General features: G+C 46.8%; 12 protein-coding genes and 1 pseudogene. 9 read left to right on the top strand and 4 right to left on the bottom strand.

Annotated elements, in window-relative coordinates; translation table 11 throughout:
* Window positions 1–102: 102 nt before the first annotated feature.
* Window positions 103–1,836 carry an EAL domain-containing protein gene (locus tag ACMYR3_RS04800; protein WP_424195032.1) on the top strand — a complete coding sequence of 578 codons (1,734 nt, stop codon included), beginning with the start codon at window positions 103–105 and terminating at the stop codon, window positions 1,834–1,836.
* 86 nt (window positions 1,837–1,922) lie between these two features.
* Here the strand turns inward: ACMYR3_RS04800 and ACMYR3_RS04795 are convergent.
* A pseudogene (locus tag ACMYR3_RS04795) lies at window positions 1,923–4,151 on the bottom strand (DUF1631 family protein).
* Between the two features lie 263 nt (window positions 4,152–4,414).
* Between ACMYR3_RS04795 and ACMYR3_RS04790 the strand changes: the two are divergent.
* Window positions 4,415–4,912, top strand: coding sequence for an NINE protein (locus ACMYR3_RS04790; protein ID WP_424195031.1), 498 nt, complete (start codon window positions 4,415–4,417; stop codon window positions 4,910–4,912).
* On the opposite strand, the gene ACMYR3_RS04785 is transcribed toward ACMYR3_RS04790, so the two are convergent.
* Both ACMYR3_RS04785 and ACMYR3_RS04780 read right to left on the bottom strand, forming a co-directional pair.
* Complete coding sequence (locus ACMYR3_RS04785; RefSeq protein WP_424195029.1) at window positions 4,897–5,826, bottom strand: electron transfer flavoprotein subunit alpha/FixB family protein; 930 nt, start codon at window positions 5,824–5,826, stop codon at window positions 4,897–4,899. The two genes, ACMYR3_RS04790 and ACMYR3_RS04785, sit on opposite strands and share 16 nt — an antisense overlap.
* Before the next feature lie 29 nt (window positions 5,827–5,855).
* Entirely contained in the window at window positions 5,856–6,605 is a 750-nt protein-coding gene (locus ACMYR3_RS04780; protein WP_424195027.1) for an electron transfer flavoprotein subunit beta/FixA family protein, read from the bottom strand.
* A 148-nt stretch (window positions 6,606–6,753) separates the two neighbouring features.
* On the opposite strand from ACMYR3_RS04780, the gene ACMYR3_RS04775 reads away from it, so the two are divergent.
* The 4 genes from ACMYR3_RS04775 to ACMYR3_RS04760 all read left to right on the top strand — a co-directional run bounded on the left by ACMYR3_RS04775 (window position 6,754) and on the right by ACMYR3_RS04760 (window position 10,334).
* Complete coding sequence (locus tag ACMYR3_RS04775) at window positions 6,754–7,173, top strand: MarR family winged helix-turn-helix transcriptional regulator (protein WP_424195025.1); 420 nt, start codon at window positions 6,754–6,756, stop codon at window positions 7,171–7,173.
* Between the two features lie 258 nt (window positions 7,174–7,431).
* Window positions 7,432–8,673: a hypothetical protein gene (locus ACMYR3_RS04770; protein WP_424195023.1), complete on the top strand. Its 1,242-nt coding sequence runs from the start codon at window positions 7,432–7,434 to the stop codon at window positions 8,671–8,673.
* Window positions 8,674–8,868: 195 nt separating this feature from the next.
* Window positions 8,869–9,375 carry a SixA phosphatase family protein gene (locus ACMYR3_RS04765; protein WP_424195021.1) on the top strand — a complete coding sequence of 169 codons (507 nt, stop codon included), beginning with the start codon at window positions 8,869–8,871 and terminating at the stop codon, window positions 9,373–9,375.
* 134 nt (window positions 9,376–9,509) lie between these two features.
* Window positions 9,510–10,334, top strand: coding sequence for a GNAT family N-acyltransferase (locus ACMYR3_RS04760; protein ID WP_424195020.1), 825 nt, complete (start codon window positions 9,510–9,512; stop codon window positions 10,332–10,334).
* On the opposite strand, the gene ppx is transcribed toward ACMYR3_RS04760, so the two are convergent.
* Window positions 10,325–11,836 carry an exopolyphosphatase gene (gene ppx / locus ACMYR3_RS04755; RefSeq protein ID WP_424195018.1) on the bottom strand — a complete coding sequence of 504 codons (1,512 nt, stop codon included), beginning with the start codon at window positions 11,834–11,836 and terminating at the stop codon, window positions 10,325–10,327. The genes ACMYR3_RS04760 and ppx overlap by 10 nt on opposite strands.
* Window positions 11,837–12,022: 186 nt before the next feature.
* Between ppx and ppk1 the strand changes: the two genes are divergently transcribed.
* From ppk1 to ACMYR3_RS04740, 3 genes are all read left to right on the top strand, one after another.
* The gene (gene ppk1 / locus ACMYR3_RS04750; protein ID WP_424196368.1) at window positions 12,023–14,134 is read left to right on the top strand and encodes a polyphosphate kinase 1; all 2,112 of its coding nucleotides are present in this window, start codon (window positions 12,023–12,025) and stop codon (window positions 14,132–14,134) included.
* Window positions 14,135–14,306: 172 nt separating this feature from the next.
* Window positions 14,307–15,464, top strand: coding sequence for a DegT/DnrJ/EryC1/StrS family aminotransferase (locus ACMYR3_RS04745; RefSeq protein ID WP_424195016.1), 1,158 nt, complete (start codon window positions 14,307–14,309; stop codon window positions 15,462–15,464).
* Window positions 15,465–15,510: 46 nt separating this feature from the next.
* The gene (locus ACMYR3_RS04740) at window positions 15,511–16,533 is read left to right on the top strand and encodes an NAD-dependent epimerase/dehydratase family protein (RefSeq protein ID WP_424195014.1); all 1,023 of its coding nucleotides are present in this window, start codon (window positions 15,511–15,513) and stop codon (window positions 16,531–16,533) included.
* The last annotated feature ends 3 nt before the right edge of the window (window positions 16,534–16,536 follow it).

The raw sequence follows: 16,536 nt of genomic DNA, 5'->3' as shown, positions 1-16,536 counted from the left end.
GAAACCAAAGAACAATAAAATAGGCCACGATCCTGCCATTATTTACACAATCAGAATTAGGGCTTTATGGTCTAATTTGAGTGCCCGATTGAACCAGCAAATATGTCCAACCAACCAATACGTCCATCTATACCCTCCTCTGCTCAACCTTTAGGTGCGCAGGATTTGGATCGTATTTTGCGCGCCACCAGCGATTTTGTCTGGCTCATGGATGCGAATTATCGTTTAACGCATTGCTCTGGTTCGCACGTACCACCCGACTTTCGGCCCGGACTTTGCTGGTGGAATGTAGCAGCGCTCGAAACCCGCAACCAAAACTGGCAACCTTTCAAAAAACGATTGATGGAGCGTAAACCCCTCAATGAAGTCGTCCTTTTTTATACCTATCCAGACGGCCAATCAGCCTGGCTGGAAGTATCTGGCGCGCCGCAGTTTAGTCCAACCGGTGAATTTAGCGGTTATGCAGGCATGGTACGATTTGTTACCGAGCGCATTGAAGACGAAGAACGTCTGCAGGAAATGGTTCGCAAAGATGGCTTGACTGATTTACCGAATCGTCAAGCCTTGATGGAATCTCTTTGCGTGCGCATGCAAACCCATATTGCCATTGATGAACTGAAAAATCAGCCTGCGCTACCATTTGCGGCGATGTTTGTTGATCTGGACAGTTTTCATCGCGTCAACAATTCATTGGGTCATCAATTCGGTGACAAAATCCTGATTTCCCTGGCAGAACGGCTTTGTGTGGCTACGGGTACCCTGGGAGAAGTGTTTCGCTATGGCGGCGATGAATTCGTGGTGCTGACTCATCCTGGCCTGAGCTTGATTCAGCAAGACATTCTGGCGCATGACATCATCAATTCCCTTGCAGAACCACTGATCATCGATCGAACCAAGTTGACAGTTACCGTCAGTATTGGCATTGCCACTTATCCCGAGCATGGGCAACAGCCAGAACTGCTGATCAAGGCGGCCGATACCGCCATGTACCACGCCAAACGCAATGGCAAGAATGGCTATTTGCGTTTTGAAGAATCCATGAATGCAGCGGCAGGACGTCGTTTATTAATTGAGTCGCAACTTCGCGAGGCACTCATCAGCAATGGTTTTTACCTGCTCTATCAACCTCAGTACGACGTCTTATCCAAACAATTGTGCGGTTTTGAAGCGCTCTTGCGCATGGGCAAAGCAGGTGAAAAAGGCGGTATGTCACCTGTCGAATTTATCCCGGTTGCGGAAGACACTCGTCTGATTGTGCCAATTGGCTATTGGATTGTGGATGCAGTTTGTCTAACGATCAAAGACTGGTTGGCCGCTGGCCACCGTCCAATCAAATTTGCCATTAACCTATCGGCCATACAGCTTGAGGCCGATGATATTGTTGAAAATATTGTGCAACGAATCAAACGGGCCGGTATTCCCATGAGCTTGATTGAAATTGAGATTACCGAAAGCTGTATGATTGAAGACATCGAACGCGCCCTTGTTTTATGTAATCAATTTGCCAGTGCAGGCCTGAGTCTGGCCATTGATGATTTTGGTACCGGATTTTCAAGCTTGTCGGTCCTGTCACGCATGCCGGCCAAAAAAATCAAGATTGATCGTTCATTTGTAGTTAACAGCACCAAAACCGAGGATGACGCTCAAATTGCTCGCGCCATCATCATGCTTGGTAAAAACTTGAACCGAACGGTCCTGGCTGAAGGTGTGGAAACGTTGGAACAATTTGAGTTTTTAAAGGCGGCTCGCTGCGATAGCATTCAGGGATTTGGCATGGGTGGCCTATTTTCAAAAGAAACCATCACTCAGGCGATTCATCCCAAACAATTACAATAAACTCCATTCTCAATGGGTGTATGTGCAATAAACTGCCTCTTGAGTGCTATTTAATTGCCGCTATAAATATACACGTATCCAGTATATTAATTCACCGAACTGATAACCGCCTCAACGGCCTGCTCAATAATATTTTCAGAAAACTTCGCCGTATTGCTCTGACGGGCTCGACTCATGCGCAATTCACTGGCTAGTTCTTGTGGAGACATGGAAAAGCTATTGTGTCCCTGACGGTTGGAAAAGAGATATTTGGTGCCCATCGGCGAAATCCAGGACAACAATAACTCGTTCTCCACCCCCTCCTTGTCGGTAAAAATAAACCAGATACCCACTGACAATGACTTGATCTGTTCGGTAAATTCATCCTCAATCATTTTGTTTCGTCTGACTCTCAAGACCGGTGCACTACGCCCTGTTTCAATTTGCTGTAAAGCAATCCGTGATTTGAGCAAGGCCATCAGGAAATCGTTGAAACCTCGGATAAAGCTGACCCGAATTTCGTTGCTGACAGAAAACGATTTCATTGTTGCTGAAAGCTGCTTCACAATTTGTGGCGAGCGCTCTAACAGAGCCTTACGTCCTTCGGCATCCTGTTTGGGCGTAATGCTCCAGACGAGATCTTCGGTTTGTTTGTGCAAACCCTGTAAACGCTCGCTTTGTGCGCCATCATCATGCTCGACCTTAGCCAGAAAACCAGCCCAGACATCATAGAGGAAAGTCCGCAAAAAATCGGGCACAGGAATGGATTGCAATTGCCCATCCAGGTAAGAGCGTGCATTATCCAGTGAAAACTCTGTCTGTTCTTCGTGCAGTTCTGACTGAACAATCTGATCCAGCTGTGACACTCGTTGATCAGCTTCCTGCTCTTGATACTGGTTCAAATCGGAGAGCAGTTGATGAAAGATATTCGGATCCTGCTCAAAATTCTGATTGACCCGGCTAACCAGATCACTTGCCTTGACCAATAAGGGATCGTCCTGAGCAATTTTGCTTGGTAGATTTTCAGCCAGCTTGACGATAGCACTCAAAAACTGGCGGGTTGAATTATCTTCCTGAACAAAAAAACTTTTATCCAGCAACGCCGAACGCAGTACTGGCAAACGCAAGTGTTCAACCAGCTCTTTCACGTTTTCAGGTAAATCCGGGTTATTCGTGACCGAGCCAAAAATATTCTGTACCAGCTCAGTTACTCGCCGCTCGGCTGGTGGCAAAACTGGCAAGTGCGCCAATAAAGCCGTCAGCGTATCCGCTGATGGCGCAATCCCTTGTGGTGTTTGTATCGCGCCAGGCAAATGCAAGGGTGGCGACTTTTGCAACTCAGTCAGTAACTGCCAATAAACCGGATCTACCGGAATGGCATTAGCACTAACGAGGGGTTGTCTGACCTGTGCAGATTGCGCACTTTGCAACTGCGCCATCCATTGTAAAAATTCGGGGCTGATCGGCATGGGCTGCATCATTGCCGATTGCATTGGGTATGCCTGATTGACCGAGGCTGGCTGACTGTTTAGAAAGCGTTCGAGCTTATCAAATAATGTCGCCTCAGCGGTATTAGTGAAATTTGTTTGGGCCTGTCCATTGGCTTGATTGATAAAATTTGAATGCGCCCTACCCTACTCAGTAGCCTGCTCACCAAACACCGAATTACCGGCAGCTTTTTCGGCGCGTTGTGGTCGTGGCAGGACTGAAGAAGGCGCTAGAGTGACACCAGCAGCATCAAGCGCCTGATTAAGCTGGCCGTACAGATCTGAAAAATCACCTAACACTTCAAGATTGAGTAATTTCAATGCCTGTGCTGCCATATCGGGATCAAGCTCAGAAAATGGCTTCATCAAAATAGTAATCAGACGATCGGGACGATATGGCAAAGGGTTATTGGGATCGTCATGATCCCCCCATAAAACAGCTAATCTTCCAATTAATTCGTTGAGTGACTTATTGGCTTTTTCTGTTGGGGCTTTAGCAGCTTTGGAAATCGCCAGCTGCAGTTCCATTTCTTCAACCGATACCAATTGCAAGGTATTCAGGAATGAATCGTTTTTTTTCGCATCCTGTTTCGCAGACACAAAACCATCCACTGCTTCGTTAAGCGCATCCAGCCATTGTTGTGGCCACATTAACTCACCAGTCTGCGCAACCTTGACCACGCCCTCAAGCAATGAACGCGAACGGACATCATCAACCCATTTATCCCGATTGGCATTGATATGCTTGACCAAACGTAGTGCCACACCCTCAAAAAAAGAACGCAATGCTACCTGCAGATCATTCTGGATCTGGATAAACACAGTCTCTTTAGAAATTTGTAGCGTCATTATTTTATGCTTGGACTAAGGTATAACCGAATTGTGGCTTCAGCCCTGTTATAACAAGATAATTGTATTCTTGACCTCATGAAGAAGATGTTTGCTATATCACGTTTTTCAAGGAGTTAATACTAGTTTACATATATCAACATATTGCAATATCAAACCACCATGACTGATTGATTAAGCAACAAAAACGAGTTGTTTCAGATTAACGGATCAGTCGGTGCCAATTTTAAACAAACCTAAGAAAAAATTTTTACTAATAGTTCATGTTTTACTCCAAAACGTTAGCAACACTTTTATCTGCATTGACAGGCAGTTTCGGCCTGCATCGTTTTTACCTCTATAAATCAAAAGATTGGCTTGCCTGGCTCTTATTGCTGTTGGCATTCATGGGGTGCTTTGGCGCATTTTTATTGGTTGAAAGCCATCGACAATCCCTGCTGGGCTGGATTTTGGTGATACCGGGTGCTTGTGCTCCCTTGATAGGATGCATTACTGCATTAATCTATGGATTGACCCCGGATGAGAAATGGGATGCGCAGTTCAATCAACATAGTCAGAAGAAAAGTCAATCTGGCTGGCCAGTCGTGCTGATCTTGGTGAGCACGCTAATGATTGGTATGGGTTTATTACTGGCTGGACTGGCAATCACCATCCAAACCTATTATGAAAGCCAGGTCATTCCCGAAGCCTTCAATATAAAAAATGGCGCTCAAAAGCGCCATTTTCTGGTCATGGAACAGCTTAATCAGTCCAATGCCTGAACTAGTTCTGGCACTGCCTGAAACAAATCGGCAACCAGACCATAATCGGCCACAGAAAAGATCGGGGCTTCAGCGTCTTTGTTGATAGCCACAATAACCTTGGAATCCTTCATCCCGGCCAAGTGTTGAATTGCGCCAGAAATACCCACCGCGATGTACAACTGCGGTGCGACAATTTTACCCGTCTGACCAACCTGCCAATCATTGGGGACAAAACCGGCATCCACCGCAGCCCGTGATGCGCCCATTGCTGCACCCAGTTTATCGGCCAATGGTTCAAGAATCTTGAAGTTTTCTGCCGACCCCATACCCCGTCCACCCGAAACAATCACTTTGGCCGCGGTCAACTCAGGTCGAGCTGATTGGGTTACTTCTTGCCCAATAAACGCACTTTTGCCACTATCACCCACAGCCGACAAGGCTTCTATACTTACCGCGGGCTGGTTGCCTGCTGCATCAAAAGCGGTAGTCCGAACGGTTACCACTTTAATGGCATCCGTTGATTGTACTGTCGCCACCGCGTTGCCCGCATAGATTGGTCGCTCAAAAGTATCAGTAGCAACCACTTTGGATATTTCAGAAATCTGGGCAACATCCAGTTTGGCCGCCACTCGGGGCAAAATGTTTTTTCCGTATGCAGTGGCTGGCGCAAAAATATGCGAATAATCGCCTGCAACGGCCAACACCTGCAAAGTTAAATTTTCAGCCAATCCATTGGCAAATTGGGGAGCATCGGCATGCAATACTTTACTCACGCCAGCAATTTGCGCCGCCTGATTTGCTGCGGTAACGCTGTTAGTACCCATTACCAAGACATGAACTTCCTGACCGGCTTGTAGGGCAGCGGTAACAGTATTGAGCGTGCTCGGCTTGATGTGTTGATGATCGTGTTCTGCAATGACAAGAGCAGTCATGTTAATTCCTTCAATATGCTTGAATTGGCCTAGATAACCTTGGCTTCGTTTTTCAGTTTGGCAACCAGTGTCGCTACATCGGGCACGATGATTCCGGCAGAACGTTTAGCAGGCTCAGCCACTTTAAGTGTTTTAAGACGCGGGCTGACATCCACACCAAGATCGGCTGGCTTGATGGTTTCCAGTGGTTTTTTCTTGGCCTTCATGATATTGGGCAAAGTCACGTAGCGTGGCTCGTTAAGACGCAAATCGGTCGTGACAATGGCTGGCAAATTCAGCGATATGGTCTCCAGACCGCCATCGATTTCACGGGTTACCTGGGCTTTACCATCCGCAATCACCACCTTGGATGCAAAGGTGGCCTGTGGCCAATCCAGCAGGGCCGCCAGCATCTGGCCAGTCTGATTGCAATCATCATCAATGGCCTGCTTACCCAGGATAACCAATTGTGGTTGTTCTTTATCCACCACCGCTTTAAGCAGTTTTGCCACCGCCAAAGGCTGTAACTCAACATCGGTTTCCACCAGTGTGGCCCGGTCTGCGCCAATCGCCATCGCAGTTCTTAGTGTTTCCTGACACTGCGGCACACCGCAGGAAACTGCGACGATTTCTGTGACTACATTGGCTTCTTTGAGTCGCACGGCTTCTTCGACGGCAATTTCATCAAAGGGATTCATACTCATTTTGACGTTGGCGATATCCATGCCGGAACCATCACTTTTAACCCGCACCTTGACGTTGTAATCAACCACACGCTTTACTGCTACCAAGACCTTCATAATGTCTCCTGATGAGATTCTGCAACCTTGCAATTTTACGTAACTATCAACATAAACACTAATACAACCATCATTAATGTCAACCATGATTGACACGAAGCTTAAAACTTGGCATTCTAGTTGTCAACCTTAATTGACAAAAAAATCCATGTCCAACCTAAAACTACTGCTATTGAACCGAACCGAGTGGTTTGCCAAAGAAATCATGAGTGGTATGCAAAACAGCCCTTATCGCTATCTGACTCCAGCACAAAGCAAGTTGTTGGCAACCATGGCGGGCAAACCTTTTTCAATCTCAGAACTGGCCCGACGTATGGCTATTTCTCGTCAGGCCGTTCATAAAACCGTCACTGATCTGGTTAAATTAGGCATCCTGGCTTTGTCTGAAGACCCGACCAATCGCACCTCCAAACTGGTCAGCTATACCGAAGAAGGTAAAAAAGTAAACAAGTCCGGTGCGGATCAAATTCAAAAAATTGAGGAAGCCATTGCCCAAAAAATCGGTGCCGATAATTTAGCCAAATTGAAAGAAGTCTTGGCAATGAACTGGGACTCGCCAGCAGATTGATCCGTTTTCAATCACGCTCAATTAGCTATGACTGACACAGGTTATTCTCTATCCTGAGCCCAAAAAACCATGCACCTTTTTGGGTAATTTCAATGTTTTGCCAATAAGGTAAAATATGTCACAGACTCGTCACATTTTTTGGGCGGGTAATCTCAAACGAATTACTGCTCACCGGTAACAAATTCTGACGATTACTTACCCGATGTAAACGGGCATGGCTTTACCATAAATCAAATAACGAACACCCGGGAACAAGCAATGCCAAACTGGAAATGGATTGTGCTGACATCGCGTCGGCTCATGATTGTCGTACCTTGTGCGCTCAGCGCTTGCGGTGGCGGTGGTGATAGCACCGGCCCAGTCAATGCGACGAGCACCGCAGTCGGCGCAGCGGTTAGCCAGAATATTGCAACAAGCAGTACAGCAAGCACCACAACGCCCACAACCCGCTCTGCTGTCACGGATACTGTAACAAGCCCTGCTACCGCATCTCAAAGTACCACTACCAGCACGACAGCCGCTGCCACGAATAATATGGTGACGGCCAGTAACATCAGTACGCTCCCGACAACGAGCAATGTTGCCAACAACAATACGAATGCTCAAAACACCAATAACAACGCCAATGCTGTTCAGCCAACTACCAGCAAGCCCATCGCAAGTTCTACAGTAATACCAGTGACTGTCGTGAATGCCAGTGGCCCTGATTTACCAAGTAATCCGGCACAACGACAAACCGCCAAAACTTATCGTTTTGGCTCCACCAGTCGTCAGTACCTCGAATATCTACCGGCCGATTACAACCGCAGTAACAAAACTTATCCCTTACTGATTTTCTTTCACGGCTCCGGTGAAGCGGCCAGTCAAAGTGGCGGCAATGTTGATGCAGTCAAAAACTTTGGTCCACCCATGTGGATTGATCAAGGTCATGACATGTGTTTTGCTGTCAACGGAGCGCAACAATGCTTTATCGTCGTATCTCCACAAAGTCTGGATTGGTCCACCAATGCCGAAGGTGTTGGCATCCTGGAATGGGCGATGTCCCGTTACCGAGTCGATACCAGCCGCATTTATGTCACTGGCCTGAGCATGGGCGGCGGTCTGGCGTGGACCATGGCTTCGGCCAAGACCAGCACAGGTCAGGTCGTGGCCCGCCAACTTGCGGCGCTGGCACCCATTGCAGGATTGACCAGCCCGGAAACACTGGGCTGCAATATCGCCTATGAGCAACTACCCGTCTGGGCCTTTCATGGTCTGAATGATAATGTCGTCTCGCCTGATTATTCCAGGCGTATTGTTGGGCTGCTAAATGGTAATCCGATCAATGGTGCCGATCGTCCTTGCAGCCCCAATGCAAGTCCGGATGCTCGGCTTACCTTGTTGGGCGGTAACGGGCAGTTTGTTGATCATTACCTTTCCTGGACGATTGCCTACGATCCCCACACACAAGTCGAGGGGAATAAAAATCTTTATCAGTGGCTGTTAAGTCAACACCGATAAGCCCAGGAATTTTGATAGAAATAGGGAGTATATTTAAAAATAGTCTTATTAAGTGCGTATTTAATAGTAGTATTTTTATACTATATCAGAGTATATTTTAGTCGACAGCAAATATCATCTCGCCAGAGTACGTTTGTCATGCATTTGTCATGCTGCGCCCCTTAGAATAGATTTTCGACTTAATCATTGAGTAGTATGAATTTGATTCTCTGGCGCCACGCCGACGCAGAAGAAATCCAGCCAAGCGCTGGTGAATATGGTTTACATCTCGCTACCGATCTACACCGCCAGCTCACTGAGCGCGGTCACAAACAGGCTGAAAGAATGGCCAACTGGTTAGCCAGCCGCTTGCCCGAAACGACAATTGTTTTAGTTTCCCCGGCCAATCGTACCCGCCAAACCGCGACGGCTTTATTCAAACTACGCAAAGATCTGGAAAAAACCCACCAAATTTGCCCTGCCCTGCAACCCGGCACCGACATGACCGAACTGCTCGAACAATGCGGCTGGCCAGGTGGTAAAGAAACGGTGGTGCTGGTTGGTCATAACCCCGCGTTATCGCAATTGATCAGCGTGTTATTGAGTGGTCAGGAATGCCCCTGGAGTGTCAAAAAGGGTTCCGTATGGTGGTTGGCCAATCGGATGCGCGAAGAAGCCAGTCAGGTCGTTGTGCGTGCCGTGATCAACCCGGATCTTATCTAAACAGACTGACTTTATGGCTGCTGCATGACATTGTGCCGTTACAGCCGTCAAGTCACCAAATTTTCACAATACCTTAACCGAATTGTCATTTTCAACGCTTAAAGTGCCTTCAATCCACTCGTGAAGGAGCTTTTATGCGCGATCTGCCAAATCCAACTTTTCCTGTTTCCCAGGGCCTGCCTGATCACCGTCGGAGGTTGCTTCGGCGGGATATGGAACAAACTCAAACGGACAGAAAAGCGCCGGACCTTCGTGTTTCCTGGGCTCGGACAGAAGAAGAAATAATCGAAGCGCAAAAACTGCGCTACAGCGTCTTTGCCGAAGAGATGGGCGCCCATCTGCATACTCGCCATCCTGGCATTGACGAAGATATTTTCGATCCATACTGCGATCATTTACTAGTTCGCGATGCCGCATCATTGCAAGTTGTTGGTACTTATCGTGTGATGCAGCCATCCGAAGCCAAACGCATGGGCTGCCTGTATTCGGACTCTGAATTTGATCTGGTACGTCTGCACCACTTGCGCCCCAAAATGCTGGAACTGGGTCGCTCCTGTGTTCATCCCGATTATCGTAACGGTGCCGTGATCATGGCACTGTGGCAAGGCTTGGCGCACTATATGCAGAAGCATGGTTTAGAGTGCATGCTGGGCTGCGCCAGCGTCTCTATGGCTGATGGTGGTCACTTTGCTGCGAGTCTTTATCAACAGCTTGCTCAGACAGCACTGGCACCGATCGAATATCATGCCGCACCAAGACTTTCATTACCCGTTGATGAACTCGATTGCACCCGGCAAGTTGAAGCGCCTGCATTGGTCAAGGGTTATATTCGCCTTGGTGCCAAGATTTGCGGTGCACCCGCTTGGGATCCCGACTTCAACACGGCCGACTTTTTAATGCTGATGCGTCTGTCAGATATGAATCCACGTTACAAACGCCATTTCTTTGGTCAAAAATAAGACAGGTTCAAAACCTTCTCCACTTTTCCCCACTCAACACACTCCTGACGCAGGCTGAACTCGGTTAACGGGTTCTCCTTCGTCCACTTCCTGGAAATACCGATATCCCAGCCATTACTGGTCTCGGCAATGGTCAAACCAACAAAAGTGTTATCACTGCGACGACGACACAGCAAACAGGCCAATCGCAAGCACAGCACCAGATGCCAATCCACCTGTCTGGCTAAACTGGTGAGCTTACCAAGCTTGCCAGTATGACCCAGCACCAACGCGGCAAGACGTAATTGCTCTTTTTTGGAAAATCCTGGCATGTCTGCATTGGAAACAATATATGCAGAATGTTTATGATAGGAGTTATGCGAAATTGACAGTCCCACCTCGTGCAACTGGGCTGCCCATCGCAATGCCTGCGACTCATCTTCGGCAACATCGTCATCAGCGACCGGAAATTGCGAATGCAAGGCCAAAGCCACCTTGGCAATCCGCTCTGCCTGAGCTCGCTCGATACTATAGCGCTGCGTAAATTGTTCGACAGTGACGTCACGCATATCATGATGCTCTACCCGACCCAGTAAATCGTAAAGAACACCCAGTCTTAAAGCACCATCCGTCACTTCCATGTGTTGGACATCCAGCTCTTTGAAAACCGAAAGCATGATGGATAAACCGCCCGCCAGAACCGGGACGCGATCTGGTTTAAGCGCTTCCAGCTTAAGCCGATTGACGTTCTCCGCTTTGATCAGCAAGCGCTTAAGCTTATCAAGCCCTTCCCGGGTAATACCATGTTCAACAGTCTTGTCATTAAGTCCATTGAGTTCAAGAATTTCAGCTAAAGCCCGGGCTGTACCAGAAGACCCAATGGATTGATCCCAACCAACCCCTTTGTATTCGGCGGCAATACTCTGAATTTCACGACGCGCCGCCAATTCAGCCTGCTTCATCGTGTAATCATCGACATTATTATTGGGAAAATACTGGCGACTATGACCAACACACCCAATATAAAGACTCTCCATTAATATCGGATCATAGTCTTTGCCAATTACAAACTCGGTTGAGCCGCCACCAATATCGACCACCAAACGCTTGCCTGAAATAGAAGGTACTGAACGAGAGGCACCCGCATAAATCAGGCGAGCCTCTTCACGACCCGCAATGACTTCAATCGGAAAGCCCAAAGCGGCATCAGCCAAAGCCAAGAATTCTTGGGAATTCTTGGCGACACGTAAAGTATTGGTAGCAACCGCACGCACATTTTCAGGTGGATAGTCTCTAATCAGCTCTCCAAAACGTCGCAAAGTGTCTAAAGCACGCTGTTGCGAGGCATTATCCAAAAACTTGTCATGGGTCAAACCCGCAGCCAGCCTGACTGGCTCTCTCAACGCATCGGTAGGATATATTTGTGGGGAACCCGTTGGCGTTTCCTCGACCCGACCAACAATAAGCCTAAAACTATTTGAACCAAGGTCGACTGCGGCCAAATTTTTGAATTTTCGTGTCATGAAATAGAATCAGTGAATACTGGCTAGCTGCTATCAACAGATTATTGCAGAACCAAGACAGCTACATGACAAAGCGAGGAAAGAAATATTTCTTCGACAATTTTTTAAAATGTCATCCGCATGACATAAATCTTTCACATAGTCATACATTTGATTATCAAATACGCTATCCGGGATATGACCGACATTCTTGCAAAGCCTGCCTCTCTTTTTCTCAATCGCGAACTTGGTATCCTAGAGTTCAATGCACGAGTCCTTGCTCAAGCAGCCGACAATCGCATTCCCTTGCTGGAGCGACTTAAATATCTCTGTATTGTCTCAAGCAATATGGATGAGTTTTTTGAAATCCGCATGGCGGTCTTGAAAGAACAATTGCGTGAACAACCCAACATCCCCAATTCTGATGGATTGACACCACTACAGGCATATCGTGAAGCCAGCGCCAGAGCACAAATTATTGTCAAAGAACAATATGACATGTGGCTCAACGTCTTGATGCCATTAATGGCCAAAGAAGGGATCTATTTTCATGTTGTTTCTACCTGGAATGAGGCACAACGTACCTGGGCAAGAGATTTTTTCTTTAACGAACTATTACCCGTACTAACGCCCATCGGCCTTGATCCTGCGCACCCATTTCCAAGGGTTTTGAACAAGAGTCTGAATTTTGCCGTTTCTTTAGTGGGTGAAGATGCTTTTGGCCGTAATTCCGGTTTTGCCATCGTTCAAGCACCACGAGCCTTACCGCGCTTGATCGCAATGCCCGACGAATTGTCCAATCATACTCACGGATTTGTCTTTCTTTCCTCATTTATGCAAGCATTTGTGGGGGAACTGTTCCCGCAGATGGAAGTAACCGGATGCTATCAATTCAGGGTCACACGCAATTCGGATTTATTTGTCGATGAAGATGAAATCACTGACCTTCGTACGGCGCTACAAGGTGAACTACCTCATCGTCATTTTGGTGATGCGGTACGCCTGGAGCTCTCAGCTGATTGTCCGCCAGAAATTGCTCAAAGATTAATCACCGAAGTCGGCGTTCAACCGCAGGACTGCTATCGTGTACCAGGCCCAGTCAACTTGGTCAGGCTCATGCAACTACCTGATATGGTAGACCGCCCCGACCTCAAATTTCCGCCCTACACACCAGTCATCCCGACGCTCTTACGCAACAATGATCACGACTTGTTCAGCCTGATTAGCCAAAGAGATATTTTATTGCATCATCCGTACGAGTCTTTTAACCCAGTACTCGAACTGGTCAAGGATGCGGCAACCGATCCCAATGTTGTAGCAATCAAACAAACCATCTACCGTACTGGTAACGAGTCCGTCTTGATGGAAACGTTGATTCAGGCCGCCAGAAACGGTAAAGAGGTGACCGTTGTAGTGGAACTACTGGCACGTTTTGACGAAGAAACGAATATCAATTGGGCAGCCCGACTGGAAGCGGTTGGTGCCCACGTAGTTTATGGTGTAGTTGGGCATAAATGTCATGCCAAAATGCTGTTGATAGTCAGAAGAGAGCCCGTCGATAATCCATCCGAAAACTCAAAAGGCACTATCAAGCCTAAAATGCGCTTGAAACGCTACGCACACTTAGGGACCGGAAATTACCACTCACGAACAGCCAAACTCTATACCGACTTTGGTTTATTAACCAGTAATGAGCAAGTCTGTGAAGACGTCCACTTCGTATTTCAGCAATTAACTGGACTCGGCAAGGAGCACCGACTAAACCTACTTTGGCAATCGCCATTCACCTTGCTGGAAAAAACCATTACAGCAATTCGTAACGAAGCAAAACTGGCCGCAAGCGGTAAAAAAGCACGCATCATTGCCAAAATGAATGCTCTGCAAGAACCGTCTGTCATTGAAGAGCTTTATAAGGCTTCGCAAGCAGGTGTCAAAATTGAACTCATTGTGCGAGGATTTTGCACTCTGGCTCCCAGTGTGCCGGGACTATCAGAAAACATCCAGGTCCGGTCGATTATTGGTCGCTACCTGGAACATAGCCGTGTTTATTATTTTTATAACGATGGCAAGGAAGATTTGTATCTGTCCAGTGCCGACTGGATGGACCGCAACTTGTTAAAACGTGTTGAAGTTGCCTTTCCAATTCTCGACAAAAAATTGAAAGCACGCGTAATTAAAGAAGGTCTGCTGATTCACCTGAAGGATAACTATTCATCTTGGATCATGAATAGTCAAGGAGGTTACGCCCGCAAAAGACCAAGTGGCAAAGTTTTGTTACATAGTCAAGGTGAATTAATGACTATCAATCAACCCAACTAGTGTCAAAGCCAGCCTGACAAGATAGTAACAATTCACAAATCGAAACTTTTTATATCAAAATGTAAATGTAAATGCGCATTAACATAAAAATGTGAATTTTAAGTCATGTGATTTTGGCAACCTGTCTCATAATGTGTTCCATATGATTATCAAATTGTAAGGAAGCTCATTTATGCAGGTGCCATTTTACCGTCACGACATGACCCAAAAAGATATCGCAGGTATCGCTCGGGTTGTCGATTCTCCCATACTCACCAGTGGTACAGTTGCCAAAGAAGTTGAACAGCAACTTGCCGCTTTTTTTGGCACAAAAGAAGGTTTGCTGGTCAATAGCTGGACAAATGGTGCCATCGCCTGTTTGATGGCTATGGGTGTTGAAAGGAATGATGAAGTGATTGTTCCTGCCATGACCTTTATTGCCAGTGCCAACGTTGCACAAATTCTCGGTGCAAAAGTGGTTTTTGTGGACGTTGAAGCTGACTCATTGTTATTGACACCTGAAGCGGCTAAAGCATTCATTACACCGAAAACCAAAGTCATTATTCCGGTTCATTTGTATGGCCGGATGTGCGATATGGTTGGCTTCAAGAAAATGCTGCAGGATATTGGCCGTACCGATATCAAGATCATCGAAGACTGCGCACACTGCTTTGAAGGTACGCGTGATGGCTATTTGCCTGGAACGCATTCTGATGCAGCCATTTTTTCCTTCTACGCCACAAAAAATGTCACCTGCGGCGAAGGTGGGGCGATTGTGACCAATGATGCAGAATTAGCGGAAGGCATTCGAATTCGCCGTCTACATGGCATGAGTGCTGGTGCTGTGGACCGTTTTAAAGCCGGCCATTACCGTCCATGGGATATGCTGGAACTGGGTGTCAAAGCCAATTTGCCCGACTTACTCGCAGCACTGTTACCCGAGCAGATCAAAACCATTCGTCAACGTCTCGAAAAAAGAACAGCATCTGCCACTTATTATCGTGAAAAATTAGCTTCGACCCCAATCAGATTTCCTAAAGAAATCAATGGTGTATTGAATGCTGAACACATTTTCCCGATTCATGTGCCACCTGCAGTTCGCGATGAAACAATTCGTATACTGAATGACAATCAGATTCAGGTTGCAATCAATTACAATTCAGTACCTTTAACCCAATATTATCAACGCACCTATGGTCATCAAGCCTCGGACCATCCGGTGAGCAGTGAATGGGGTGCTGGTACATTGACCCTGCCTTTCTTCCCAAGCATCAGTCGTGAAGAAATCGATTACGTGATGGATGTGATTAATCGCGTCGTAGTGCCGGTTGTTGAAAAGGCGCAGTCATAAATAATTCAGTGTCTATAAAGACTATTTTTTATAATTGGGGAATACTATGAAAACTGTTGTTGTAACTGGTTGCGGTGGCTATATTGGCTCTGTACTGGCCGAACGCCTGCTGGATGCTGGCTTTAAGGTCATTGGCATTGATCGTTGGTTTTTTGGTCGCGATGTCGTCAAGCATCTGGAAGAGCGTGAGCACTTCACTGCAATTAAAACGGATATTCGTGAAATAACACCAAAAGATCTGGAAGGCGCTTATGCTGTCTGTGATCTCGCTGCTTTGTCTAATGATCCTGCTGGCGATCTAGATCCTGATCTGACTGCAAAAATCAATCAACTCGGTCGCGTCAATGTAGCCAAGGCTGCAAAAGCTGCGGGTGTTGAGCGTTATGTTTTGGCTAGTAGCTGTTCCGTTTACGGCTTTAGCGATGGCGATATCCTTTCCGAAACCAGCCCGACCAATCCATTGACAGCTTATGCCAAAGCCAATTTAAATGCCGAATTGGATATTTTGCCTTTACGTGATGACAACTTTTCGGTCAGTGTTTTACGTCAATCCACAGTTTTTGGCTTTTCACACAGAATGCGCTTTGACCTCGTCGTCAATATCATGACTTTACATGCTGTTGAGAAAGGTCGTATTTTTGTAACAGGTGGTGGTCAACAATGGCGTCCATTAGTCCACGTTCGTGACACTGCGGCGGCGTTTATTGAAATGCTGACCGCTCAACGAGAGATTGTGGACGGTGAGGTATTTAACGTGGGTTGGGGCAACATCAAGATTCTTTCAATTGCCGAGACAGTTCGTGACTCACTGCCATTTCCTGTAGAAGTACAGGTGCTTCCTGAAGATGCCGACAAACGAGACTATCGCGCCACCTTTGATAAGATCTTAGCTAAAACTTCATGGAAACCAGAGTTCTCACCAGCAATGGGCGTCAATGAAATTTATGAAGCAATCAAGTCCGAGAGAACTAAAGCCGAACCACGTACCTTTACGGTAGGTTGGTACAAACAGTTATTGGATGCCAAAAAGCTCGTTGAGGAAACTATTCTCAACGGCAGAATGCTCTAATTT

Source organism: Ampullimonas aquatilis (assembly GCF_049675895.1).
Classification (GTDB): Bacteria; Pseudomonadota; Gammaproteobacteria; order Burkholderiales; family Burkholderiaceae_D; genus Ampullimonas; species Ampullimonas aquatilis.
This window is presented reverse-complemented; position numbering and strand designations above follow the sequence as displayed.